The sequence below is a fragment of the Acinetobacter sp. TG2027 genome (assembly GCF_000302435.1).
Taxonomy (GTDB): Bacteria; Pseudomonadota; Gammaproteobacteria; order Pseudomonadales; family Moraxellaceae; genus Acinetobacter; species Acinetobacter pittii.
This window is the reverse complement of sequence record NZ_AMJN01000005.1, coordinates 1-25971: the sequence shown is the minus strand read 5'-3', so window position 1 is coordinate 25971 and position 25971 is coordinate 1. Positions and strand designations below refer to the sequence as shown.

The 25971-nt window shown below is 40.7% G+C and carries 25 protein-coding genes; 22 read left to right on the top strand and 3 right to left on the bottom strand.

Annotated elements, in window-relative coordinates; genetic code table 11:
- The first annotated feature begins 5 nt into the window (after positions 1 to 5).
- From eda to B806_RS0101975, 4 genes are all read left to right on the top strand, one after another.
- Positions 6 to 635, top strand: coding sequence for a bifunctional 4-hydroxy-2-oxoglutarate aldolase/2-dehydro-3-deoxy-phosphogluconate aldolase (gene eda, locus B806_RS0101990; protein ID WP_009390833.1), 630 nt, complete (start codon positions 6 to 8; stop codon positions 633 to 635).
- 185 nt (positions 636 to 820) lie between these two features.
- Positions 821 to 2179 carry a gluconate:H+ symporter gene (locus B806_RS0101985; protein WP_017402549.1) on the top strand — a complete coding sequence of 453 codons (1359 nt, stop codon included), beginning with the start codon at positions 821 to 823 and terminating at the stop codon, positions 2177 to 2179.
- 17 nt (positions 2180 to 2196) lie between these two features.
- Positions 2197 to 2709: a gluconokinase gene (locus B806_RS0101980; protein ID WP_014208329.1), complete on the top strand. Its 513-nt coding sequence runs from the start codon at positions 2197 to 2199 to the stop codon at positions 2707 to 2709.
- A gap of 167 nt (positions 2710 to 2876) precedes the next feature.
- Positions 2877 to 4505, top strand: coding sequence for an NADP-dependent glyceraldehyde-3-phosphate dehydrogenase (locus B806_RS0101975; protein WP_017402548.1), 1629 nt, complete (start codon positions 2877 to 2879; stop codon positions 4503 to 4505).
- Positions 4506 to 4572: 67 nt separating this feature from the next.
- Here B806_RS0101975 and B806_RS0101970 read toward each other — a convergent pair whose 3' ends face one another.
- Positions 4573 to 5838 (bottom strand): glutamate-5-semialdehyde dehydrogenase, encoded by a 1266-nt coding sequence (locus B806_RS0101970; RefSeq protein ID WP_017385727.1) that lies wholly within the window; start codon positions 5836 to 5838, stop codon positions 4573 to 4575.
- Between the two features lie 299 nt (positions 5839 to 6137).
- Between B806_RS0101970 and B806_RS0101965 the strand changes: the two genes are divergently transcribed.
- Positions 6138 to 7451 (top strand): alpha/beta hydrolase, encoded by a 1314-nt coding sequence (locus tag B806_RS0101965; RefSeq protein ID WP_017402547.1) that lies wholly within the window; start codon positions 6138 to 6140, stop codon positions 7449 to 7451.
- Positions 7452 to 7506: 55 nt separating this feature from the next.
- Here the strand turns inward: B806_RS0101965 and B806_RS0101960 are convergent, their stop codons facing one another.
- The gene (locus B806_RS0101960; protein ID WP_017402546.1) at positions 7507 to 8349 is read right to left on the bottom strand and encodes a class I SAM-dependent methyltransferase; all 843 of its coding nucleotides are present in this window, start codon (positions 8347 to 8349) and stop codon (positions 7507 to 7509) included.
- A gap of 325 nt (positions 8350 to 8674) precedes the next feature.
- Complete coding sequence (gene nagZ / locus B806_RS0101955) at positions 8675 to 9694, bottom strand: beta-N-acetylhexosaminidase (RefSeq protein WP_017402545.1); 1020 nt, start codon at positions 9692 to 9694, stop codon at positions 8675 to 8677.
- Positions 9695 to 9886: 192 nt separating this feature from the next.
- Between nagZ and B806_RS0101950 the strand changes: the two genes are divergently transcribed.
- The 17 genes from B806_RS0101950 (at position 9887) to B806_RS0101870 (ending at position 25892) form a co-directional block, all read left to right on the top strand.
- Positions 9887 to 12070, top strand: coding sequence for a carboxy terminal-processing peptidase (locus tag B806_RS0101950; RefSeq protein WP_017385731.1), 2184 nt, complete (start codon positions 9887 to 9889; stop codon positions 12068 to 12070).
- Between the two features lie 137 nt (positions 12071 to 12207).
- Positions 12208 to 13497, top strand: a complete 1290-nt coding sequence (locus tag B806_RS0101945; RefSeq protein WP_079380913.1) for a glycosyltransferase family 1 protein — start codon at positions 12208 to 12210, stop codon at positions 13495 to 13497.
- Between the two features lie 24 nt (positions 13498 to 13521).
- Entirely contained in the window at positions 13522 to 14073 is a 552-nt protein-coding gene (locus B806_RS0101940; RefSeq protein ID WP_005066176.1) for a phosphatase PAP2 family protein, read from the top strand.
- A gap of 99 nt (positions 14074 to 14172) precedes the next feature.
- The gene (gene iscX / locus B806_RS0101935; protein WP_004698764.1) at positions 14173 to 14373 is read left to right on the top strand and encodes a Fe-S cluster assembly protein IscX; all 201 of its coding nucleotides are present in this window, start codon (positions 14173 to 14175) and stop codon (positions 14371 to 14373) included.
- 113 nt (positions 14374 to 14486) lie between these two features.
- Positions 14487 to 14918 carry a nucleoside-diphosphate kinase gene (gene ndk, locus B806_RS0101930; protein WP_000963851.1) on the top strand — a complete coding sequence of 144 codons (432 nt, stop codon included), beginning with the start codon at positions 14487 to 14489 and terminating at the stop codon, positions 14916 to 14918.
- A 123-nt stretch (positions 14919 to 15041) separates the two neighbouring features.
- Positions 15042 to 16277: a 23S rRNA (adenine(2503)-C(2))-methyltransferase RlmN gene (rlmN, locus tag B806_RS0101925; protein WP_002115097.1), complete on the top strand. Its 1236-nt coding sequence runs from the start codon at positions 15042 to 15044 to the stop codon at positions 16275 to 16277.
- A gap of 14 nt (positions 16278 to 16291) precedes the next feature.
- Entirely contained in the window at positions 16292 to 17092 is an 801-nt protein-coding gene (gene pilW, locus B806_RS0101920) for a type IV pilus biogenesis/stability protein PilW (RefSeq protein ID WP_193786206.1), read from the top strand.
- Positions 17083 to 17874, top strand: a complete 792-nt coding sequence (locus B806_RS0101915) for a helix-turn-helix domain-containing protein (protein WP_017402542.1) — start codon at positions 17083 to 17085, stop codon at positions 17872 to 17874. Before pilW ends, B806_RS0101915 begins: the two co-directional genes overlap by 10 nt.
- Before the next feature lie 21 nt (positions 17875 to 17895).
- Complete coding sequence (gene ispG / locus B806_RS0101910; RefSeq protein ID WP_017402541.1) at positions 17896 to 19011, top strand: flavodoxin-dependent (E)-4-hydroxy-3-methylbut-2-enyl-diphosphate synthase; 1116 nt, start codon at positions 17896 to 17898, stop codon at positions 19009 to 19011.
- Positions 19008 to 20300, top strand: a complete 1293-nt coding sequence (gene hisS / locus B806_RS0101905) for a histidine--tRNA ligase (protein WP_017385736.1) — start codon at positions 19008 to 19010, stop codon at positions 20298 to 20300. Before ispG ends, hisS begins: the two co-directional genes overlap by 4 nt.
- 28 nt (positions 20301 to 20328) lie before the next feature.
- Entirely contained in the window at positions 20329 to 21027 is a 699-nt protein-coding gene (locus tag B806_RS0101900) for a tetratricopeptide repeat protein (RefSeq protein ID WP_017402540.1), read from the top strand.
- On the top strand, positions 21027 to 22172 hold the full coding sequence (gene bamB, locus B806_RS0101895; RefSeq protein WP_017402539.1) for an outer membrane protein assembly factor BamB: 1146 nt from the start codon (positions 21027 to 21029) through the stop codon (positions 22170 to 22172). Before B806_RS0101900 ends, bamB begins: the two co-directional genes overlap by 1 nt.
- A gap of 189 nt (positions 22173 to 22361) precedes the next feature.
- The gene (der, locus tag B806_RS0101890; protein WP_005066184.1) at positions 22362 to 23771 is read left to right on the top strand and encodes a ribosome biogenesis GTPase Der; all 1410 of its coding nucleotides are present in this window, start codon (positions 22362 to 22364) and stop codon (positions 23769 to 23771) included.
- Positions 23772 to 23967: 196 nt separating this feature from the next.
- A complete protein-coding gene (locus tag B806_RS0101885) occupies positions 23968 to 24582 on the top strand; it encodes a beta-ketoacyl synthase chain length factor (RefSeq protein WP_017402538.1) in 615 nt (204 codons plus the stop codon).
- Complete coding sequence (locus B806_RS0101880) at positions 24567 to 25370, top strand: lysophospholipid acyltransferase family protein (protein WP_079380914.1); 804 nt, start codon at positions 24567 to 24569, stop codon at positions 25368 to 25370. Before B806_RS0101885 ends, B806_RS0101880 begins: the two co-directional genes overlap by 16 nt.
- 1 nt (position 25371) lies before the next feature.
- Positions 25372 to 25632, top strand: a complete 261-nt coding sequence (locus B806_RS0101875; protein ID WP_000067033.1) for a phosphopantetheine-binding protein — start codon at positions 25372 to 25374, stop codon at positions 25630 to 25632.
- A 5-nt stretch (positions 25633 to 25637) separates the two neighbouring features.
- The gene (locus B806_RS0101870; protein ID WP_001987856.1) at positions 25638 to 25892 is read left to right on the top strand and encodes an acyl carrier protein; all 255 of its coding nucleotides are present in this window, start codon (positions 25638 to 25640) and stop codon (positions 25890 to 25892) included.
- Positions 25893 to 25971: the final 79 nt, after the last annotated feature.

Below are 25971 nucleotides of genomic sequence, written 5' to 3'. Positions count from 1 at the left end.
AAATAATGATTAAAATTGAAGATATCGTCAAATTAGGCCCAGTTATCCCTGTATTGGCATTTGATTCTGCTGAGCAAGGTGAGGATGTATCACGTGCTTTACATGCAGGTGGCGTGAAAGTTCTTGAGATTACATTGCGTACCGCTGCTGGTCTTGCTGCTATTGAGCGTGCTAGCCAATTAGCTGATGACATTGTGGTGGGTGTAGGTACGATTACCAAGCCAGAACACTGTGCTCAAGCTAAAAAAGCAGGTGCTCAATTTGGGGTATCTCCTGGTTTGACTAAAGACCTACATTTGGCTGCGCAAGATGCTGGTTTACCTCTATTGCCTGGTGTGATGACACCAAGTGACCTGATTCAAGCGATTGAATTGGGTTATGACATTGTGAAGTTCTTTCCAGCTCAACAGGCAGGTGGTGTTGAGATGCTAAAAGCATTTTATGGTCCATTTCCAAACTTGCGCTTTTGTCCGACTGGTGGAATTACGGCAGAGTCAGCGCCAGACTTCTTAAAACAACCTAACGTGGTTTGTGTAGGTGGTTCATGGTTAACACCTAAAGCTACAGTAGCTGCCCAAGACTGGGCTGAAATTACTCGCTTGGCACAAATTGCGAGTCAGTTGAGAGCATTGTAAATGTAGACAATATTTATAAAAAATGAAGTGCATTTTATGTGCTTTAAAGGCTGTATTGATGTGACCAGTTTTTGCTGGTCACACCTAAATATAAAAATTTAATGTCTTAACAGTAGGAATTACTGTGGTTGAAGACCCTTGTTTAGGCAGTGTGCCTAAATAATTATTCCAAGGAGAAGTGTCCCATGGAGACGGTTCAGGGTGGCATGTTACTGATCTACACTGTAATCGCGATTATTGCATTGGTTGTCATGATCGCGAAGTTTAGAATTTATCCATTTTTAGTTCTCATTATTGTTTCACTCGGTTTAGCCTTGGCTGTTGGCATGCCAATGGGTGATATTGTTAAGTCATATGAAGCAGGTACAGGTAAAACCTTAGGTCACCTCGCGATTGTAATCGCACTAGGAACGATGCTCGGTAAAATGATGGCCGAGTCTGGTGGCGCAGAGCGAATAGCAATTACTTTAATTAAGTGGTTTGGTGAGAAAAATATTCACTGGGCCATGATGTTTATTGCCCTTATTGTTGGACTTCCCGTATTTTTCGAAGTAGGTTTCGTTCTACTCATTCCAATTGCATTCAACATTGCGAAGCGAACAGGCAAATCCTTACTGGTTGTGGGCTTGCCAATGGTTGCAGGTTTGTCGGTTGTGCATGGCTTAATTCCACCACATCCAGCAGCATTGTTGGCAGTACAGGCTTATCATGCTGATATCGGTAAAACGATTGCTTATAGTCTGATAGTGGGTGTGCCAACGGCAATTGTTGCTGGACCATTGTATGCACTTTGGATCAATAAATACGTCAAATTGTCTGAAAATAATCCTTTAGCAAAGCAGTTTGTTGAAGCAGATGCTAGTAAGACACGTGAATTACCAAGTTTTGGTATTACCTTATTTACGATCATGCTGCCAGTTGGATTGATGTTGGTTGGTAGCTGGGCTGATCTTTTCTTTGCACCACAAACTTTCGCAAATGATTTGCTACGTTTTATTGGTACTTCTGATATCGCATTACTCATTGCCGTGCTGGTCAGCTTTATTACCTTTGGTACGATGCAGGGCTTTAACCGTGAACAAATTGAAAAATTCTGCGGTGGGTGTTTAGCTTCTATTGCTGGGATTATGTTGATTGTAGGTGCTGGTGGTGGTTTTGGCGGTATTTTGCGTGACACTGGTATTTCTAATGAGATTGTTTCTACAGCGTTGAAGGCAAACCTGTCGCCGTTATTGTTAGGCTGGTTTGTTGCCGCACTGATTCGTTTGGCAACAGGATCGGCAACGGTGGCTATGGCTACAGCGTGTAGTATTGTCGCTCCAATTGCAGCTACGGCGGGTGTCGCAGTTAGGCCAGAACTTTTAGTACTTGCCACAGGTTCAGGTTCATTAGTTTTCTCACATGTAAATGACGCAGGATTCTGGTTAATCAAAGAATATTTCGGTATGACAGTAGGGCAGACACTCAAGACTTGGTCAGTATTAGAAACGATCATTTCAGTGTTGGGTTTATCTTTCACGCTACTGCTTAGCACTATTTTATAATTAAAGGTGAGTAATCCATGATTGTGATTGCAATGGGTGTCTGTGGAACAGGTAAAACCCTAATTGGTGAATTGTTATCAGAGCGTTTGGCTTGTGAGTTCCTTGATGGCGATACGCTTCATTCAGCTGCAAATAAAAGTAAGATGAGTCAAGGTATTCCCTTAACTGATGAAGACCGCTTGCCATGGTTACAGGCAATTCGTCAGGCCATTGAAACCAAACAGAGAGACGGTGAAACGGCTGTATTTACATGCTCATCTTTAAAACGCATGTATCGCGATATTTTAAGAGGTCAGGACCAGAATGTTAAGTTTGTCTACTTAAAAGGTTCTTATGAGTTATTACAGCAACGACTTGCAGAAAGATCAGGTCATTTTTTTGACCCAGCGTTGCTACAAACCCAGCTAGACACATTAGAGGAACCTGATGTGAATGAAGCAATTGCTATTGATATTGCTCTCACACCAGAACAGATCATTGAACAAGTCATCCAGAAGCTAGGGGTGACTGATAGTGTGTGTCGGGGGTAAATTCATCTAGAAAGATTATCAACGCTTTAACATATTCACCTTGTGGTTTACGGTTCAAGCAAGGTGAGTACGGATAATAATAGTGATATTGACCCGAATAAAACCTGATTACAGTGGCGAGTTCGGGAATATATAAAAGACATACGAATAATAAGGTATTAAGAAGAATGAATCAGTTAAATAATCTACAGCATAAATTCCCAGTAGTGGACGGTATTCCTGAAAGTGTACGTTTGCCATCTCAAATTCATCAGCGTGTCTCACTCGTGGATGGTGAGTTGAAGCTATGGGCTGGTGCAACCAAGAAAACATTATCTCCGATCTGGATTCAGCAGCCTGACGGTAGCCTACAGCAAGTTGAACTTGGTAGTTATCCAGTCATGGGTGAAAAAGAAAGCGATGAAGCACTAGAAGCAGCGGTAAGGGCTTACAATAATGGTCGTGGCGAATGGCCCATGATGAAGGTTGGTGAGCGCATTGCCTGTATGCAAAATTTTATTCAGCGCATGGTGGAGCAACGAGATCTGATTATTAAGCTGATCATGTGGGAAATTGGCAAAAGCTTGGCGGATTCAGAGAAAGAATTTGATCGTACGATTACCTACATGCGTCAAACGATTGATGCCCTGAAAGATTTGGATAATGCCAACTCCCGCTTTGTAATTGCTGAAGGTACGATTGGACAAATCCGTCGTACTCCATTAGGTGTCGTGTTGTGTATGGGACCATACAACTACCCACTGAACGAAACCTTTGCGACTCTGATCCCAGCCATGCTGATGGGGAATACGATCATCTTCAAACCACCTCAATTTGGGACATTGTTGTTTGAACCGTTACTAGAAGCGTTCCGTGATTCATTTCCAAAAGGTGTGATCAATACCATTTATGCACCAGGTTCTCTAGTGGTACCCCATCTACTGGCATCTGGGCAAATTAATGTACTGGCACTGATTGGTTCTAGTAAAGTAGCTGATCATTTGAAGAAGCAACATCCTAAATCTCACCGTCTGCGTGCGATTTTGGGGCTAGATGCGAAGAATGCCGCTATTATTCTGCCAGATGCCGACTTGGATCTAACAGTGAAAGAGTGTCTGCTGGGTGCATTGTCGTTTAATGGTCAGCGTTGTACCGCACTCAAAATGTTGATGGTACATCGTTCAATAGCAGATGAATTTGTTAACCGCTTAACGGCTGAGCTGGCCAAACTTAAAGTGGGTATGCCTTGGGAAAAAGGTGTGTTTATTACTCCGTTACCAGGTATGCACCGTACGACCTACATGACTGAAGTCATTGAAGATGCTGTAGCTAAAGGGGCAAAAGTAGTTAATCCGGAAGGCGGTGAATTCTGCAAAACGATGTTCTATCCAGCTGTAGTTTATCCAGTGAGTGAGGGAATGAGGCTGTATCGCGAAGAACAGTTTGGTCCAGTGATACCAGTCTCTGTTTACGATGACATTGAAACTGTGCTGGACTATGTCACTACTTCTGATCATGGTCAGCAGGTGAGTATTTTTGGTAGCGACCCTGAGCAAATTGGTCACTTGGTTGATCCGCTGGTCCATCAGGTCTGTCGTGTAAACATCAATTGTCAATGTCAGCGTGGTCCAGATGTATTTCCATTCGGTGGCCGTAAAGATTCTGCCGAAGGTACGCTGTCTGTGCATGATGCGTTACGTGCATTCTCGATCCGCGCTATGATTGCTGCTAAACAGACCGATGAAAGCAAAGGTATGCTGGCTTCTATGGTGTCTGAGCACTACTCTAAATTTGTGAATACTGACTTTATTTTCTAATTAATAACTTGAATAATAAAAAACGCCTGATATTGATCAGGCGTTTTTGTTTGAACAAATAGATTAATTATTGACGAATTTGACCGTCACCTAACACAATCCATTTTTGAGAAGTTAAGCCTTCTAAGCCAACAGGACCGCGGGCATGGATTTTATCTGTAGAGATACCAATTTCTGCGCCTAAGCCATATTCAAAACCATCAGCAAAACGAGTTGATGCATTAATCACGACTGAACTTGAATCTACACGAGCCAAGAACTGACGAGCCAAAGTATAGTTTTCAGTCACAATGGCATCAGTGTGATGTGAACCATATTTGTTGATATGGTCAATTGCTTCATCAATACCGCTAACCACTTTAATAGCAAGAATTGGCCCTAAATATTCGGTATACCAATCTTCTTCTGTCGCAGGTTTTACAGAGGCACCCAAAATACGGCGTGTCTCTGGACAACCGCGTAATTCAACTTGTTTTTCAGCATACAGTTCAGCAATACGTGGTAAGAAAACGTCTGCAATTTTTTCATCAACCAACAGCGTTTCCATCGCATTACAAACACCGTAACGATGTGTTTTTGCATTTAATGTAATTGGCAATGCTTTTTGCAAGTCTGCTTGTGCTTCAACAAATACATGGCAGTTACCATCAAGATGTTTAATCACCGGAATACGAGCTTCGTTAGTTACACGCTCAATCAAGCTTTTGCCGCCACGTGGAACGATTACATCTACATATTCAGCCATGGTGATGAGGTGACCAACAGCTGCACGGTCAGAAGTTTCAATGACTTGTACTGAATGCTCAGGTAAACCGGCAACTTTTAAACCATGCTTAATTGCTTCTGCGATTGCTTTATTTGACTCGAGTGCTTCTGAACCACCACGTAAAATAATGGCATTGCCTGATTTAATCGCTAAAGATGCAGCTTCAAGTGTTACGTTTGGACGTGATTCGTAAATCATACCAACCACACCTAAAGGTACACGCATTTTTCCAATTTGAATGCCTGTGGGGCGATATGCAAGATCAGTAATTTCCCCAATTGGATCGACAAGCGCGATCACATCTTTTAAACCTTGCAACATCCCTTTAAAGCGTGCGGGCGTAAGCTCAAGACGATCAAGTAAGGCACTGTCGAGCTGATTGCTACGACCTTTATCCATGTCGATTTGATTCGCCGCCAAGATTGCTGCCTGATTATTTTCCAAAGCAGTATAAATAGCAGAGAGTGCATGATTTTTTAGTGAGGTAGAAGCACTTGTTAAGACGCGTGAGGCCTCGCGTGCTTGTTGCCCAACTTTTTGCATATATTGTTCAATTGAATCTTGCATAGCATTTTTTAATCATTTACCAATGAGTAAGATAGTAGCAGTCAAATGCGGAACAATGAATGGCTTTTTTTGAAAAATGTGACCGCCATAAAAAAACATTTAAATATTTTGCAAACTATTAGCGACTTAAACAAGATGAGCGGTCATTTCAGCGATTGCGTATATTTCAGACAATTGTTTAGAATGTTATTGTGCAATACAAACTAATACAAATTTTAAAGTTTTGTGCATAAAAGATTACGTGTTCAAGAAGGAACTCTTGCAGCATAAAAAAATTACAGCAAGGAGGAAGCAAGGATATGAATTCCATTATTCAAATGGATTCGGAGATCAACCAAGCTTATGCCGGTTTTGGCTTTTTCGATATCTACCATAGAGATAGTTTTAAACAACCTGCTCGTACAACATGGATTGACGGTTGGAAAATTGAATATATGGCAATTGCCGATCCTCAAACGATTCACAAAACGCCGATTGTGATTGTTGGTGGTGCTTTCCAGAATTTTAATTCTTATAAATATTGTGTTGAACAATTGTTTGAAAGTGGTCCAGTTATTTTAATTGATTTACCTTCAATGGGTGCAAATCAGCAAATTACCAATCGCGACACAGGAGTATCTGCCGGTACTTTAGAACTTCCTGATTTATCTGAAATGTTAGGGCGTTGGTTAGATATCGTTGGAATACAAAAAGTTTCTGTAATGGGAATGTCTTTAGGGTCCGTGATTGCCTCTTGTTTTGCTCATCACCGTCCTGACCTAATGGATCGTATGATTTTGATGGGTGTTATGCAAAAGACCCGAAAAAGTTGGCGAATGATTTTGGAAGAATCCCTCAAACTCATGCAAGAAAACCGCATGGAAGAGTTTGGGCAAGCTGTTATTTTGTATTTAGTTAATCATGCAAAATTAGATAAAACTCGTATGTCACCAACCGCTAAAAAGTTATTTTTTAGACAAATGGCCGAGTTTACGGGGACTGAGCGAGAACGTTATGAAATTAACTGTAATCGCCTTTTGCGGTTAACAGATGTACCTATTCCCGAGTGCAAAACACTGGTAGCAGCAGGGCAGTACGATAGTTTTACTTTGCCTCATGAAAATGCCAATTTTGCTTTGCAATGTCCGGATATGGAATTTGCTCTGATTGCAAACGCTGATCATGTACCGCAGCTCCAGCGTCGTAAAGAAACTATGAGTTTGTTCACTTCATTCTTGAAGGGTGAATCTATCCAAAATTTGGATGGTATTATTCCAATGACACGTGAACAAATGCAAAACATGGAGCGCCGTGGTGAAGAGCGAGTTCCGGTTTTGCAACCGAATACTCAACTGAGCCACCGTGAATGTAAAACAGAAGTGCCAGTGACGATTGTTGACGTGACTTTCTTTGGGATGTATTTAAAAATGGATGATGTTTCACAGCTTGATTTTGTGAATGATCATCCACGTGATTTGGCACTTCATTTAGAAGATGAAGAAGGTCATTTTGCAATTGAGTGTTTAATCTTTGAAGCTACTGAACAAGGAATACGTGCTTTATTTAAACATGGTAGTTTTGAGCTTGCTGATCGGTTAAGCCGTTTTATTGCTCGTCAAAAACAAGCAGCTTAATAATATAGTTATAGATGGAAGCTCGTTTATGTCGAGCTTCCATTTTTTATATTTATTATTTTATTTGAGCGTGAATAATCCAGACTAAGTCGCCTAAATGCTCTTCATGGCTATCTTGAGAAACTTGCCCAAAAAATATTTGTGGCTGTTCAATAGTAACCTGCTCAAATTCTGTATCTTTAAAAAAGTCTTTAACTTCTTGTGGACTTTTGAAATGAAAACTAAATGAACTGCGAGACATGAGTTTAAGTAACTTACTACTATTCCAGATAATACTAGCGAGTTTGTTCTTAATGGGTTCAGGATATAAGTCGGTTAAATAGTGGAACTTTTTAAAAGTAGCCCCATAGTGGCCAATCGATTGGATCAAGTGTTTTAATAAACCTTTATCAAAATAGTTAATCAAGCCTTCGCTGATTACAACCAATGGGCGGTTAGGGTCAAATACTTCAAATGCTTGTGCAAAAGCATCTGTAAATAAATCAACTGATAAGATTTCAGGTGCATTTTTTTCAATTTGCTGTAACGCATTTTGTTTGGTTTGTGCCATATCGGGCAAATCAAGCTCCCGATAGGTAATAGAAGGGTAATGTTGTCTAAACCACCAGCCACGTGGAGACAAGCCACATGCTATTTCTAGAACCTGTAAATCAGGATTTTCTTGAATGAGTTGTTCTAAATAATGATCAAGCATGGTGTGGCGTTGTTTAAGCGTGGTACGCATGCTACCGCCGACATATTTCTCTGCCCATGATTCTATTGGATGAACCAAATAAGCCAGTGATTTGCCTTTGGTTGTGGCAAGTGCTTCATGAGAGATCCCCATTTGATACCAGATATAACCCGTATAGTGGGCTGTAAAAGAGATGTGGCGGTGTTTTGAAAGTTGTTGTGTCATTCGTCCTGAACTCGATTTATTGTTTTTGTGTGATCTTCATTATTTATAAAAATGAAGAGTTTTTACTGCATTGATGTTGAATGAACCTGCATGACGGAGTCCTGTCAATTAGGTTAGCATTTTGGGATGAACTTTCAGTTGGAGTTACTTTTCTTTCGGGAAAAGTAACCAAAACCATTGTCATACGCAAAACCTGTTCACTTTCTGAATCTATCAAATATATTGAAGCAATCAATATCCATCAGCAGATGAGCAGGTTGCGTATGACTTAACCGCGTATCAGATAGTGAATAGGTTTTTGTAGCCAATTAAAATTTTTACTAACTTAAATCGAATTTTTAAACTCTTCAATGGCTGTTTTGACAGCTTGCCACTCATTTCCAAGCGATAAAGTTTCACCAATCTGAATTGGTGGAATTTGGCCGCGCATGCGTTCTAAACGCTCTTGGTTTGGTAGTTCTAAGTTTGTAATGCCTTCAAGTGCTGTACAGGCTGCACTTCGGTCATTACACACTAGCCCCATGTCACACCCAGCCGCTAGAGCAGCTTGAATACGAGCATCTGCGCCACCTGCTACACATGCAGCCTGCATGCTTAAGTCATCAGAGAAAAGTACACCATCAAACTTCAAACGCTTGCGTAGAACTTCTTGAATCCAGAAAGGTGAAAAACCTGCTGGATTTGGGTCAACTTGATCATAAATCACATGTGCAGGCATGAGCGCATCAAGCTGAGGCATAAGCTTAATGAAGCTTTGCATATCATGGTTATAAATTTCGTCATAGCTACGGCTGTCGATTGCAGCAGCAACATGAGAGTCGGCTTTCACAGAACCGTGGCCTGGGAAATGTTTGCCCGTATTTGCCATTCCAGCTTTTTTCATGCCTTGCATAAATGCGCCTGCAAGCGGGGCAATATCATCAATATTTTTAGAGAAGCCACGGTCGCCAATCACGTCACTAATAGCATTCAGGTCTAAAACCGGTGCAAAACTGAAATCGATACCGACAGCAAGAACTTCAGTTGCCATTAACCAGCCGCACTGTTCAGCCAGCTGAAGTGCTTTTTGTGGTTGAGTTAAATACAACTCTCCGAAACGGGCCATGGCTGGTAATAAGGTAAAACCTGATCTTAGGCGCTGAACTCGGCCACCTTCTTGGTCAACAGCAATCAAAATATCTGGGCGAATTTGACGCATATGGTCGGTTAAAGCACGCACTTGTTGTGGAGATTCAATATTTCGTGCAAATAAAATCATGCCACCGACTTGCGGAGCGCGTAATAGTTCAATATCTTCTTGAGTAAGTTCTGTGCCGGCGATGTCCAGCATCAATGCGCCAATCATATTGGTTCCATTTGAATTTTGATTGAAAAACAATAAGCGAATTTTGCAATGTTTTGCTACATTTTGTCAGTACAGAATATGATAAAACTACACGGTATAAACAATTTAGTTGGTTAAGATTTTGAATCTGCTTAGTTCATATCGAAAACAGAGCGTGTAAGATAGGAACACCCAAGGAAGTATTAAAAATTTATGAAACTTCAAACTATAGCTTGTGCAGTAGCGATCGCGACTGGCGGTTTATTCTTCTCTCATACGATGAATGAAGCGAGAGCGGCAACCAATACTGCTGCGGTTTCTCAATCAATCCAGCCAACGCAAGAACAGGCTTTGGTGGCTCGCCAACTGGCAACTTTAGTTGATCGTCAACATTATTTAAATATGCGTTTGGATGCGACCACATCAAATCGTATTCTAGATATGTATTTAGATAGTCTTGATCCAGATCACTCATTATTTCTAGATTCTGAAGTTCAAAATTATAAAAAACTATATGGTTCAAATTTTGGTGCTTCATTAAAAGCGGGGAATTTAACTGGACCGTTTGCAATTCATCAGCAATATCGTGAACGCTTAAAACAATTTTATGAGTTCATGTTAGCTGAGTTAAAACAACAGCAAAATTTAAAGCAGCCTAATAGTTATATTGAAGTTGATCGTGAAAAAGCACCGTATTTTAAAACGACTGCTGAGCAACAAAATCACTGGCGTAAAATGCTGGTTTCTCAGTTAATTAATTTAACGATTAGCCGTGAAGAAGAGCAGGCGAAACAAAAAGCGCTTAAAGAAAATCCTTCACTTGCTGATGGTCAAGACTTAACTGGCCCAGAAGATTTAACGCCAGCTCAAACGTTAACTAAACGTTATACGCGTCAGCTTGAAAGAATTAGTCGTGTGAAAAGCGATGACGTCTTGGACAAAACATTAAATGCAATGTTGGCGACCTATGATCCACATAGTAACTATTACCCGCCAATTGATGCGATCGAACTTAATCGCCAAACTACCTTGCAACTCGAAGGTATTGGGGTGTCGATTCGTCCAGAACGTGGCAACGAAGATTACACCAAGATTGAAACCATTGTAGAAGGTGGTCCTGCAAGTAAGTCTGGTCAAGTGAAATCAGGAGATCGAATCATTGGTGTCGCCCAAGAAGGCGAGAAAATGGTTGATGTGATTGGCTGGACAAGTTCTGAAATTGTTGGACTCATTCGTGGTAAACGCGGAACAAAAGTCACGCTAAAACTTCTTGGTGCTGGCGCATCAATGAGTCAGGCTCGTAATGTGACTTTAGTACGTGATGTTATTCAAGAAGAAGATGCTGGTGTTCGTTCACGCACAGTTGAAGTGACACGTGATGGCAAAAAGCATGTGTTGGGCGTAATTGAAATTCCATCATTCTATTTTGACTATCGTTCACGTCGTGCGGGTCAACAATACCGTTCAGTTTCTGAAGATACTGCAAATGCTTTCGAAGCACTAAAAGCGAAGAAAGTAGAAGGTATTATTATTGACTTACGTAATGACCCAGGTGGCTCATTAGAAGAAGTTGCACGTATGTTGGGTCAGGTGATTAAGTCCGGTCCGGTAGTACAAATCCGTGATGGCAATGGCAACGTAAGTGTGTTTGAAGATAACGATGGCGGTCAGCAAATTTATACAGGTCCACTCGCGGTATTGGTGAACTTGGCATCTGCATCTGCAAGTGAGATTTACTCAGCTGCAATTCAAGATTATGAGCGCGGTATTATTATTGGTAGTACAACCACTGGTAAGGGTACAGCTCAGGTACAACTTGATACTCTGGCATATGGTCAAGCGACTTTAACTCAGCGTAAGTTCTATCGTATTACTGGTGGTAGTACACAAAATAAAGGTGTAGTGCCAGACATTAAACTCGTCGATATCTATAACGAAGAGTTTGGTGAACGTAAATCGAAAAATGCGTTGAAGTGGGACACAATTCCTACTGCACCATTTAAGCGCGAAGGTTCTGTTCAACCTTATGTGACAAAGTTGTCTCAATTTTCTGAACAACGTGTTGGCAATGATGCTCAGTTTAAATATCTAAATAAACGTACTGCGATTGCTAAGGTGACGAGTGATCAAAAACAAGTAGTACTTGATATTGATAAGCGCCGTGCTGAATTACTTGGTTTAGAGAAACAAACTTTAGATGCAGAGAATGAACGCCGTGCTGCAACGGGTCAAAAGCCTTTTGCAAACTGGGAAAGCTATCAAGCATCATTAGATGCTCTAGCTGAATCTCGCGCTAAAATGAAAGCATCGCAACGTCCAGCGTTACCTGAAGAAGAAACTTTTGTGACTGAAGCTGCTAATGTACTCATGGATTATGCAAAATTGCAAAATCGCTAAGAGTTACTAGAATTTAAGAAAAAGCATGCTGTCATCAGTGTGCTTTTTTTATTTTTCATGTCAGTAAACTGTCATGCATTTATCATCAAAATGTCAAAAAAACTGCTTAATCTTTAAGCATGAAAATAAATACATTGATGGATGGCGCTATGCAAAGTTCATATGCGACAGCACTATTAAAACAACAGCAACTTCCTGAAAGCTTCCAATTCTTTTTTAAACAAAAGCAGCAGCTATCTAATGCACATTCATTGCATGATTTGGTGCGCCCACGTTTAAAAATTGCGATTGTGACGGAAACTTGGCCACCCGAAATCAATGGTGTGGCACTATCATTATTACAGTTATGCCAAGGTTTACAAAAACAGGGGCATAAGATTTTACTGATTCGCCCAGAGCAAAAAGCAAAATGCCATGACTTTACACCAGAGCAAGAATGTTTGGTTATGTCGCAGGCAATTCCAAAATATCCAACTTTACAATTTGGTTGGCCACAATATTTAAAAGTATCGAAAGCTTTTGAAAAGTTTGTGCCAGATGTCGTGCACATCGTGACTGAAGGGCCGTTAGGTTTAACCGCCATGCAGGCTGCTAAGGCAAAAGCTATTCCTGTTTCGAGTGGCTTTCATTCGCCATTTCAAGACTTTAGTCGTTTCTTCGATTTGGCTTTTTTAGTCAAACCGATTCAAAAATACCTGTGCTGGTTTCACAATAACACTCAAGTAACTTGTGTGCCGAGTAAAGATACTCAAGAAGCATTACGCGGTTTTGGTATTACTTGTCCACTGGTTGTCGTTGGGCGTGGCGTAGATACAACCAGATTTTCACCGAAGCATCGCTCTGAAAATTTGCGAAAACAATGGGATGCTGATGAGAATACACGCGTTATGCTTTATGTGGGGCGTTTGTCTCCCGAAAAAGAAGTACAAGTTCTCATTGAAAGTTATGCGAACCTGCAAACTATTCAGCCAAATAAAACTAAATTAGTAATTGTAGGAGATGGCCCAGATTTTGCTCGTTTAAAGTCACTACCTGAAGCGAAGGGTGTTATCTTTACTGGAAGTCTGAGAGGTCAAGATTTGGCAGCTGCCTATGCGAGTGCAGATGTATTCGTATTTGCGAGTCAAGTTGAAACGTTTGGTAACGTAGTTTTAGAGGCAATGGCAAGCGGTTTACCAGTTATAGCGTATGATTATGCATGTGCACATCAATACTTAACACATGGTGTGAATGGCTGGTTAAGCCCACTTGGACAAAAAAACCACTTTATACAACAAATTTATCAGCTTCCTTCATTACAACAACTTAGAGAAATGGGCGTACAAGCCTGTCATAAAGTACAGCAAAGCGGTTGGCAACTTCCGGTTCAGCAATTGGAGCAGGCATTTTATCAGGTAGTGAAGGAGCCCTCGTTGGACTTCACCTAAGTATCCTAAGATAGGAGAATGACCATGAAATTTAAGAATGCAAAAATAAAAATACTCGATTTAGATTTGAGAGGCTGTTTATATCTGAACAATTTCTCTCACTCACAGCGTGTTGCCCTTTTTTTCAAAATTATCAGTCGTGTTGGTGATGGTCCATTTTGGTATCTAATGTTGGCAATCGTGTGGGGTATGCAAGGCATTAACTATAGCTTGCAAATCATCTACTTGTTATTAGGTGGTTCTGTTGGCACAGCAATCTATAAATTTTTAAAACACAAAACAACGCGACCACGTCCTTATCAGGTGCATCAGGTGATTGTTCTTGGTGAAAGACCACTTGATCACTTTAGTTTTCCATCAGGTCACACGCTTCATGCGGTCATGGTGACAATTGTATTGGGTTACATCCAGCCAGTTTTGCTTGCTGCCATGTTCCCATTTATGGTGCTTGTCGCTTTGTCTCGTATGGTACTGGGTCTTCATTACCCAAGTGATGTGATTGTTGGTGCGCTAATTGGTGCAGCGGTCGCGGCTACGATTATTTTTGTGGCGCCATTATTGAACATCGCTTTATAAGCATCGGTAATTTTTATCAGCTTAAGCTATCGATTAGGTTTGTGGATTTGCTAAAGTACACAGTTCGTGATTTAGCAGATTAAACAGATAGGAGCCGCTATGGGCTTACGTTGGACAGATACGATTGATATTGCCATTGAATTGTCAGAAGCACATCCAGAAGTTGATCCGCAATGGATCCGTTTTACCGATTTACATGCATGGGTGTGCGCATTGCCAGACTTCAGTGATGACCCAAATAAATCGACAGAAGGATTGCTAGAAGGCATTCAGATGGCCTGGATAGACGAAGTTCGCTAAAAACAGTAGAAAAAATCGCAACTTTTACACATTCAAAGCTGATTATTGCCTATGACATCGGTATAATGCGGCAAATTTTTTAAAGTTTAAATCTTAAAATAAAGGAGCCACTCATGGCTATTGAACGTACTTTGTCTATCGTAAAACCTGATGCAGTGTCTAAAAACCACATCGGTGAAATTTTTGCTCGTTTTGAAAAAGCGGGTTTAAAAATTGTTGCGACTAAAATGAAACACCTTTCTCAAGCTGATGCTGAAGGTTTCTATGCTGAGCATAAAGAACGTGGTTTCTTTGGTGACTTAGTTGCATTCATGACTTCTGGTCCAGTTGTAGTATCTGTTCTTGAAGGTGAAAACGCAGTTCTTGCACACCGTGAAATCTTAGGTGCTACAAACCCTAAAGAAGCTGCTCCTGGTACGATTCGTGCTGACTTCGCTGTAAGCATCGACGAAAACGCTGCTCACGGTTCTGACTCAGTTGCTTCTGCAGAGCGTGAAATTGCTTACTTCTTTGCTGACAACGAGATCTGCCCACGCACTCGTTAATCGAAAGCATTCAAACCAGATAAGTGGTATACTACTTATCTGGTTTTTTTATTCTCTTAAGAGAATATTGTTTGATTCTTGAACAATATCTTCAGTTTTTTGACATGGTTTAGGTAAATACACATGAGTTCTGCAGTGGTCGTTTCATCTGAAAATCTTGATGGACAGCAGCAATCTTCGTCCACGCCGGTAATCCCTGCTGCCGAAAATAAAGTGAATTTACTCGGCATGTCTCGTCCTGAGTTAGAAAAATTCTTTGAAGATATTGGTGAGAAGAAGTTTCGTGCCGGACAGGTCATGAAATGGATACATCAATACTTTGTTACTGACTTTGCTGAAATGACCAATATTTCAGGCAAATTACGTGCGAAGCTTGAACAGATTTGTGAAATTAAAGCACCTGAAGTGGTTCACCGTCATTACTCAAAAGATGGTACACGTAAGTGGGTGTTTCGCGTAGGTGAGGGTGCAGGTTCTTTAGTTGAAACTGTATTAATTCCTGCCGAAGATAAAACTGGGTTACGTAAAACGCTTTGTATTTCCTCTCAAGTGGGCTGCGCATTAGATTGCTCATTTTGTTCAACAGGTAAACAAGGTTTCCAACGTGATTTAACGCCAGATGAAATTATTGGGCAACTCTGGATGGCAAACTATTCTTATATGGAAGAAGTGCCTGTTGCTGAGCGCGAACGTTCAGTGACCAATGTTGTGATGATGGGCATGGGTGAGCCATTGCTCAACTATGATGCCGTATTAAGCTCAATGCAGATTATGCTTGATGACTTTGCTTATGGCATGTCGAAACGTCGTGTGACTTTATCGACATCAGGTGTTGTACCAAAAATTGATCAGCTTGCGAAAGACATTGATGTGGCTTTAGCCATTTCTTTACATGCGCCAAACGATGAATTACGTAACGAATTAGTACCTATTAATAAAAAATATCCATTGGCTCAGTTAATTGCAGCATGTCAGCGTTATATTGCCAAAGATGGTAATGAAAGTACGCGTAAACATGTGACTATTGAATATGTGATGTTAGAAGGCGTAAATGATCAGCCTGAACATGCACAGCAAATGATTAAATTATTAAAAAATTTACCAAGTAAAATTAACTTGATTCCGTTTAACCCGTTCCCGCATGCGCCATATGGTCGCTCAAGCCGAAATCGTATTATCTCGTTCCAAAAAACTTTGTCTGATGCTGGATTTGTGTGTACGATTCGTCAAACACGTGGTGATGATATTGACGCTGCATGTGGGCAGTTAGTAGGTCAAGTGGCTGACAGAACCCGTCGTGCTGAACAGTGGCAGAAAAAAGTCACACAGCGTCAAGAGATTTTGCGTACACAAGGATAAATTGAGGGCAGGCTTTGAGTATTCCAAAGTTAAAAACGGTTTTATGTATGGGGATTGCAGTTGCATTTCTGGTAAGTGGTTGCCAGACAACGCATACGCAAAAAAAAGACCCAGAGAAAGCGGTAAAAGTGCGTACACAACTTGCTGCTGAACATATTCGTTCGGGTGACTTGGACTCAGCAAAGCGTGCTCTTGATCAAGCTTTAAGTGTAGATAGCCGCGATGCTACTGCAAATATGATGATGGGTATTTTGCTACAGCAAGAAGGTAGCAAGCCCAATTTAGAAAAAGCAGAACATTATTTTAAAAGAGCAATTTCATCTGAACCGGATAATGCTCAAGCACATAATAATTATGGTACTTATTTATATCAAATGGAGCGTTATAATGATGCGGTTGAGCAATTTCGTATTGCTGGCGCAACATTAGGTTATGACCAACGCTATCAGGCATTAGAAAATCTGGGGCGTATTTATTTAAAATTGGGTGATGTTGCGAATGCTGAAAAAACATTCAAACAAGCACTCCTTGCTAACCGCGACTCTTATATTTCAATGTTAGAGTTAGCGGAAATTTTTTATTTGCAGCAGCAGATTCCGGCTGCTACACAAATGTATGAGCAATATGTTCGTACAGTGGGGCAGAAAAATCAGGGTGCAAGAGCACTTTGGATTGGTGTAAGAGTGGCTCGAGCCAATACGGATAAAATGGGAATGCAAGTGTTAGTAAACCAGTTACGTGCTTTGTTCCCGGAAAGTCCAGAATATCAACGTTATTTGCAATTACAGTATAGTACTGAGGCCGTATGGAAATAAATCCTAATTCACAGCAGCCAACTGGCTCAAGCTTACCGACTTCTGCTTTAGGAAATATTCAACGTCCTGGCGAGTATTTACGTCAAATTCGAGTTGCTCAGAATAAAGAGTTAGGGCAAGTTTCTTCAGATTTAAATATGCCGGTTAAGACCTTGACCGCTTTAGAGCAAGATGACTATAAATCATTGCCGGAAGCGACTTTCATTAAGGGTTATTACCGTTCATATGCAAAATATTTAAATACGGACGCGACGGCAATAATTCAGCGTTTCGATGAGATTTATGCAAATGATACTGGGCTGTTACCAAATCATGCCTTAAATAATTCGCCAATTAAAATCATGGGTAAACTCCCGGGTTCTAATAGTGATCGTAATAAGAAATGGTTAAAACGCATATTTCTTGCTGTTGTAATTCTTGCTGTTGTGTCATTGCTTGTTATGGGTGTCCAAAAATGGACTTCAAAGAAAGAAGATGCTGATTTACCTAAAGTAAATCAATCGAATGTTGAAGTTTTACCTATGCAAGGGGCTACCACCTCAACAGTGGGTGACCAATTGGTGTTAAACTTTAACCGACCAACTTCTGTTCATATTGTTGATGCAACAGGTAAAGTTTTGGCGACAGGTCGTCAGTCATCAACTCTAAACTTAAATGGTGAGTCTCCATTCCAGATTCGTCTTGATGATGCAACCGCTGTGTCATTAAGTCTAAACCAAGAACAGATTTCATTGTCTCCATATACGGTAAACGGTAAAGCAGAATTCCGTTTATCCCGCTAATACCATGAGTTGAGCGATACAATGATAGAGAACCCAATTAAACGTCGACCAACACGTAAAATCCGTGTTGGTTCGGTGTATGTCGGTGGCGATGCACCTATTAGTGTGCAAAGTATGACAAATACCGAAACTTGCGATGTCGATGCAACCGTTGCTCAAATCGAGCGTTGTGTTGATGCAGGTGCTGATATTATGCGTGTTTCGGTCCCATCTATGGAGGCTGCTGAGGCATTTGGTGCGATCCGTAAACGTGTTTCAGTTCCATTAGTGGCTGATATTCACTTTGACCATAGAATTGCTCTGGCAGTTGCAGACTATGGTGCAGACTGTTTACGTATTAACCCGGGTAATATCGGCTCAGATCAGAAAGTGCGTGAAGTCGTTGCTGCGGCGCGTCATCATGGCATTTCTATGCGTATTGGGGTCAATGCGGGTTCTCTAGAAAAAGATTTACAAAAGAAATATGGCGAGCCTACAGGTCAGGCGTTGCTTGAATCGGCTTTACGTCACATTGATATTTTAGACCGCCTTGATTTCCATGAGTTTAAAGTTAGCGTAAAAGCCTCAAATGTGTTTTTAACCATGGATGCTTACCGCTTGCTTTCTCAGCAAATTGATAATCCATTACATTTAGGCGTAACTGAAGCTGGTATTTACCGTACAGGTACCGTGAAGTCGGCGATTGCCCTTGGTGGATTGTTGATAGAAGGTATTGGCGATACGATGCGTATTTCGCTTGCCGCCGAACCAGAAGATGAAATCAAGATTGGTTTTGATATCTTAAAATCACTTGGGCTTCGCTCTAACGGGATTAACTTTATTGCTTGCCCAAGTTGCTCTCGCCAAGAATTTAATGTTATTCAGGTAATGCAAGCATTGGAAGAGCGTTTAGAAGATATTCGTACTCCAATGGATGTGTCGGTAATTGGTTGTAAAGTAAATGGCCCAGGTGAAGCAAAAGAAGCTGACATCGGGGTTGTTGGGGCTGCGCCTCGCTCATTGGTTTATCGTAATGGTGAAAAAAGCCATTTAATCGATACCGATCAATTGGTTGATGAAATCGAAACTATGGTTCGTCAACGTGTCCAAGAGCTTGAAGAAGCTAAATCTAAAGAAATTATTCGTAGTTCATCATGAGTTCAATCGTCGCAATCAAAGGTTTTAATGACATCTTACCAACGCAAACAGTAGCGTGGAGACGTCTCGAGCAACATTTAGCATCTTTAATGGATGCTTATGGATATCAACAAATTCGTTTGCCGATCGTTGAACAAACGGGCTTGTTTAAACGTGCTATTGGTGATGCTACCGATATTGTTGAAAAAGAAATGTATACCTTTTTCGACAAAGGTAATCCACCAGAGTCATTAACCTTACGTCCAGAGGGTACAGCAGGTTGTGTTCGTGCTTTGGTTGAACATAATTTGTTGCGCGGTGCTACGCCACGCGTGTGGTATATGGGACCTATGTTCCGTTATGAGAAACCACAAAAAGGGCGTTACCGTCAGTTCCACCAGTTTGGCGTGGAAACTTTCGGTGTTGCGACTCCTGATATTGATGCTGAATTGATTATGTTGACCGCTCGTTTATGGAAACGAATGGGCGTTGCTGATAAGGTTCAGCTTGAGTTAAATACTTTGGGCGAAACTGATGAGCGTACAGAGTATCGTAATGCTTTAGTTGCATTTTTAAACGAGCATAAAGATGCGTTGGATGAAGACTCACAGCGTCGTTTAACAACGAATCCATTACGTATTTTGGATTCTAAAATTGAATCTACTCAGAAAATTTTAGAAAATGCGCCAAAATTACATGACTTCTTGAAAGAAGAAAGTTTGGATCATTTTAAGCAGTTACAAGATTATTTGACAGCTGCTGGCATCCAATTTGTCATTAATCAAAAATTGGTGCGTGGTCTGGATTACTACAATAAAACCGTTTTTGAATGGACAACAACTGCACTTGGTTCGCAAGGTACTGTATGTGCTGGCGGTCGCTACGACGGTTTAGTTGGTCAGCTAAAAGGTAAGGCCGATCAATCTGTACCTGCTGTTGGTTTTGCGATGGGTATGGAGCGTTTATTGCTTCTACTTGAGCAGGTTGAACAAGCTCAAGTTATTCGTGATTGTGAAGTATTCTTGGTTGCAGAACCTGCTTATCAAACTAAAGCTTTGATTTTAGCGGAGCAATTACGTGACCAGTTAGAAGCTGCAAATAGCAGTATTCGAATCAAAACAGGTTCACAAGGCAGTATGAAGAGTCAGATGAAAAAAGCTGATCAGGCTGGGGCTGTTTACGCCATGATTTTAGGTGAGCGTGAATGGGAAGCACAGCAGCTTGCTATCAAAGAGTTAGCAACAGCTGAGCAGTCACAAGTTGCGCTGGCTGAGCTTGTACCATTCTTAATCGAAAAATTTACAAAATAAACTGAAACATCTGGAAAAGGACAATCACATGAGTGTAAGTGATGAAGAACAATTCGACAGCTTAAAGTCGTTCGCCAAAAAATATGGTTCTGCCATGATTAGCGGGATTCTCATTGCATTGATTGCCTTTTTTGGGTGGGAATATTGGCAAAAAAGAAATCTTGCGAGCAGCCAGACAGAAACTGCAAAAGTACAGCAGTTAATGGATGAGGCAAATGCAAGTGCTGATAATCCTAATGCTTTAACTTCGATCACTGCATCGGCAGATAAAATCGTAAAAGATGATATCGATTCTGTTCAGGCGATACAGACTCAGTTTGTATTAGCAAAATTAGCCTATGAAAAACAAGACTATGCTGCTGCTGAAAAAGCATTGAAGAAAGTCGAAAATTCAAAAGTAAAAGATGAAGGTTTGATTCAGGTTGTAAAATTGCGTTTAGCAGATGCACAATTGGCGCAAAACAAATATGATGAAGCACTAAAAACCTTGTCTGGTAACGTTGATCCTGCATTTAAAGCAACAGTAGAAGAGTTACGTGGTGATATCTTTGTTGCCAAGAAAGATATTGATTCTGCTAAAAAAGCGTATCAGGCAGCATGGGATTCGTTACTGGAACGTAAACAAGAACGACAAATTTTACAAATTAAACTCGAAAGTGTTGGCGTTTTAGTTGAAGATCCACAGATTGAGCGCCCAATTTTGGAAACACAGGTGGAAGAGTCTTAATGAATCAGAAATTCAAACTGCCTTTGGCAATTGCAATCGCATCAGCTGTACTGGTGGGATGTTCTAGCAACAAAGTAAAAGAAGCAAAACCAAATCCACTACCGAAATTGACTGAGTCGAAAAAGACTCTAGTACCCGTGTTTTCGCGCAGTGTTTCTTCTACTGATAAGGCAGATCCGTTACGTTTGCAGCTTGATGCAAGTGAGGGCGTGGTCTTTACGCTTGACCCAAAAGGTGAAGTCGCTGCATATCGTGGTAAGCAGCGTCTTTGGGAGAAAAAAGTCAGCAAATTAGGCTTGAGCTCTGGTGTTGAAGCTGCTGAAGGAATTGTTGTTGTTGGTAATAGTAAAGGTCAACTTTTTGCTTTAGATCAGGCAACAGGTGAACAAAAGTGGACTGCGCAGTTATCTGGTGCACTATTAAGTCCTTCTTTAGTTCAGTCTGGACGCGTTATTACCATTGCAAACGACGGTACTGTATTTGCGCATGATGCTGCTTCAGGCCAGCAAGTTTGGGCTTATAAATTGCCAAATGTCCAATTTAGTTTACGTGGTCAAGCATCACCAGTGAGTCTTGACCCGCGTACTGTATTAATCGCATCTGCGAATGCGTATGTTTATGCAATTGATACGATTAGTGGTATTCCACGTTTCCAACGCCGTGTTGCGGTAAGTGAAGGTCGTTCTGATATTCAACGTTTGATTGATATCGATGGTGATCCTACTGTTGCTGGACAGTTTATGGTAACTACAAGTTTCCAAGGGCAAGTGACTGTAACTGATCTAGCTTCGCAACGTGTAGTTTGGAGTGAAGACTCAAGCAGTACGAAGCGTCCAGAAGTTTATGACAATAAAGTATTGGTTTCATCAACTGATGGTAAGTTAACTGCTTATGATTTAACGACAGGCGAACAAGTTTGGCAAAATGATAGTTTATTAAACCGTCATTTAAGTAACCCTGTTGTGTTGGGATCGGACCTTATTGTTGGTGATTTAGATGGCGTATTACATCTTGTTGATCCTGCAACAGGTAAGTTGATTGGTCGTTCAAAAACAAGTGGTGAGGTCAATACATTACGTGTTATTGAGAACCAACTTTTTGTTTCGACCAGAAAAGGCGATTTAAGTATTTGGCAGAATCGTTAATTTCGTTTGCTTGTGCTAAAATAGCCGCTTAACAAATTACGCTGTTAAAAAAATATCGGGGTGTTTGAATTAAATCAGTTCAAAGCCCCGTCTTTTATTATGGTCATATCTGACCTTAAAATATATCTCCTGTATTGTTTCTAATGCTCATGCCATGAGATATGGCTGGTCTTGAATTAAGGTTATTGTATGAAACCCGTTATTGCGCTCATTGGTCGTCCGAATGTCGGAAAATCAACGTTATTTAACCAGATTACCAAGAGTCGTGATGCACTTGTAGCCGACTTCGCAGGTCTGACTCGTGACCGTAAATATGGTGATGCGACTTATCAAAATAAGTCTTTCATTGTTGTTGATACTGGTGGTATCGGTGAGAGTGAAGGCGGTATCGATAACTACATGGCCGAGCAGTCAAAAACAGCGATCAATGAAGCAGATATTATTATTTTTGTGGTTGACGCTCGTGCGGGATTGTTAGCTTCTGATGAGCAAATTGCTCGTGAACTACGTACTTTAGGCAAGAAAATTTATCTTGTTGCGAACAAGGTAGATGGTGTTCATGCTGAAGCAGCTTTGGTTGAGTTCTACAAACTTGGTATGGGTGAACCATTACAAGTTGCCGCTAGCCATGGTCGTGGCGTACAGCAAATGCTGGAAGATGTACTTGCAGAAGTTCCAGAAGATGAAAACCCTGAAGAACATGACAAAGATACTGGCTTACGTTTAGCAATTATTGGTCGTCCTAACGTTGGTAAGTCAACATTGGTCAACCGTTTGCTGGGTGAAGACCGTGTGGTGGCATTTGACCAACCAGGTACAACGCGTGACTCTATTTACATTCCTTTTGAGCGTGAAGGCCGTAAATACACCTTAATTGATACAGCAGGTGTGCGTCGTAAAGGTAAAGTTGATGAAATGATTGAGAAGTTCTCAATTGTTAAAACTTTGCAAGCCATGAAAGATGCACATGTTGTAGTGGTTGTAGTCGATGCGCGTGAAGGTATTGTTGAGCAAGACTTGCATTTAATTGGCTATGCGCTTGAAGCTGGTCGTGCCATGGTTATTGCCATCAACAAATGGGATAACATGTCTGAATACGACCGCAAGCAATGTAAGCTTGATGTTGAACGTCGTTTTGACTTTATTCCATGGGCAAAAATCCATTTAATTTCTGCTTTACATGGAACTGGGGTAGGTGATTTATATCCTTCTATCCACCGTGCTTATGAGTCTGCGAATTTAAAAGTATCACCAGCTAAATTGACTCAAATTTTGAGTGATGCGACAGAAGCTCATCAGCCACCAATGATTAGCGGTCGTCGTATTAAAATGCGTTATGCACATATGGGTGGACAGAACCCACCGACTATCGTCATCCATGGTAATAAGGTTGATAAGACACCTGCTGATTATCGTCGTTATTTAGAAAACGTGTTCCGTAAAGTGTATAAACTCGAAGGTACGCCAGTTCGTATTGACTTTAAAACTTCTGAAAACCCATTTGAAGGTCGTAAGAGTCAGGTTGATGAACGTACTGCTGCACGTCGCCGTCGTTATATTCAGAAATTTAAGAAAGCAGAGAAAAAATTTAACCGTTAAGTTTTTTACTGTTCAAAAACCCAAAGTTTTCTTTGGGTTTTTTTTGCAAATAAATGAGCTACTCCGAAGAGTTATGAAAAAGTGTGAGTGATAAACGTAATTTTTTGTAAATTTTATAACGAATGCTATAATCAGCATCTTTATAAAATAATTTATATTTCGACAGAATAACGCGGCTTAGGGTTCATTTTTTAGCATGGTAACATTACATCTTGCTCAGCTTATATTTACACATGCTCAGCCTTCCTATGCGGCTCTCGACTGCATCCCAGCTATGCAGCGTAGACGTTTATCACCATTGGCTAAACTTGCTTTAAATAGTGCGATCGGTGCATTAGAAAGTAATAAGGCCGATTATATTGTTTGGGTATCAAAATATGGTGATGAGGCCAAAACGTTAAATATCTTGCAAGATGTTTTAAATGATCAAACCCCATCGCCAACACAATTTTCAACGTCCGTTCATAATGCAGTTTCTGGCCTCTATTCAATTTTATGTCAGGATGATACTCCCTCTACCAGCTTAAGCTGTTCATGGACTGAAGGTTTGATTGAGGCTTATGCACTTTTAAAGTCAATGCCTAAGATTAAGCGGGTCTTAGTCGTCGCTTATGATGAGCCATTACCTAATATTTATGCTGAGGCAATCAATTTTCCTGCCTATGCGATGGCTGCTGTCGTTACTCTAGAGCAACCTAATTTACAAATTACTGCGTGGACGCATAGAGATGAAGCAGATGCTCCTGCTTTTGCTCATTTTTGGCAGGATGCTGACCAGTTAACATCTGCATTTGGGTGGAACAAATGCTAAATCTTAAAAATCTCAAGCAAAAAAGTAATTATTGCTGGCGTGTGGCTGCTACTGGCTTTAGTTTTGCCAGTTTTGGGCTGGGTGGTATGGCAATTGCCTCAGTGATTGCCCCCGTACTCAATACAACCACTTCTGATCCGCAAAAGCGACAGCAACGTGCGCAAAATGTGATTAAACATAGTTTTAAAGGCTTTACCGACATGATGGTCAAACTCGGCATCATGACTTATTCGGTAGAGGGGCTGGAAAAACTACAAAATAGTCGCCAAGAGCTGGTGATTGCCAATCATCCGACTTTGATTGATGTTGTAGTACTAATTGGTATGATGCAGCAGGCTAATTGTGTCGTGAAGCAGTCTCTTTGGTCGAACCCATTTACCAAAGGACCCGTACAAAGCGCAGGCTATATTTTAAATGCAGGTTCTCAGCAGTTTGTTGAAGACTGTGTAAAGCGTCTAAAAGAAAATAATGCGGCTTCTCTTTTAATTTTTCCGGAAGGAACGCGCACTGAAAAAGGGATGGCCCTAAACGAGTTTCAGCGAGGCGCAGCCAATATTGCCATTCGTGCAAATGTACCAATTCGCCCAGTAATTATTACTTGTACACCATCAACTTTAACCAAAAATGAAAAATGGTACCACGTACCATCTCAACCATTTCATATCGAGGTCAAGGTATTAGATGCTGTGCAAGTATCAGATCTGTTAGATGATTTAACAGTAGGACCTAAACAAGTTCGTCAGTTAAGTCGTAGTTTTTATAAAATTTTTGAAGAAGAGTTATCTTGAAATGAGCAATCTTGCTGATGAACTAAAGCAAATGATTATTGATGTTCTAGCACTAGAAGATATTACTATTGCCGATATTGATACAGAAGCTCCATTATTTGGAGAAGGTTTAGGATTAGACTCGATTGATGCACTTGAGTTGGGACTGGCTTTGAAAAAGCGTTACAACATTCATTTAAATGCAGAGTCGGATGAAACCAAACAGCATTTTAAGTCAATCCAGAGCTTGGTTGCTTTAGTTGAAGCACAACAGAAGTCATAAGGAGCGTGATGATGTTATCTCAAGAGCAAGTACTAACTAAACTCCGCGAATGGATGGAAGATTTGTTTGAAATTGAACCGGAGACTGTTCAACTCGATTCGAACCTTTATTCTGATCTTGATGTAGACAGTATTGATGCGGTCGATTTAGTTGTAAAAATTAAAGAGTTAACAGGCAAGCAAGTAAAGCCTGAAGACTTTAAAAATGTGAGAACCGTACTTGATGTGGTGACGGTTATTCAGAATATGACTGCTGAATGAAGTTTATTCTTAAAGGGATAATGACGGGACTGTTCTAAATTTTGTGTAAGTACTTAATTTTCATTTATCCTTCAGAGGA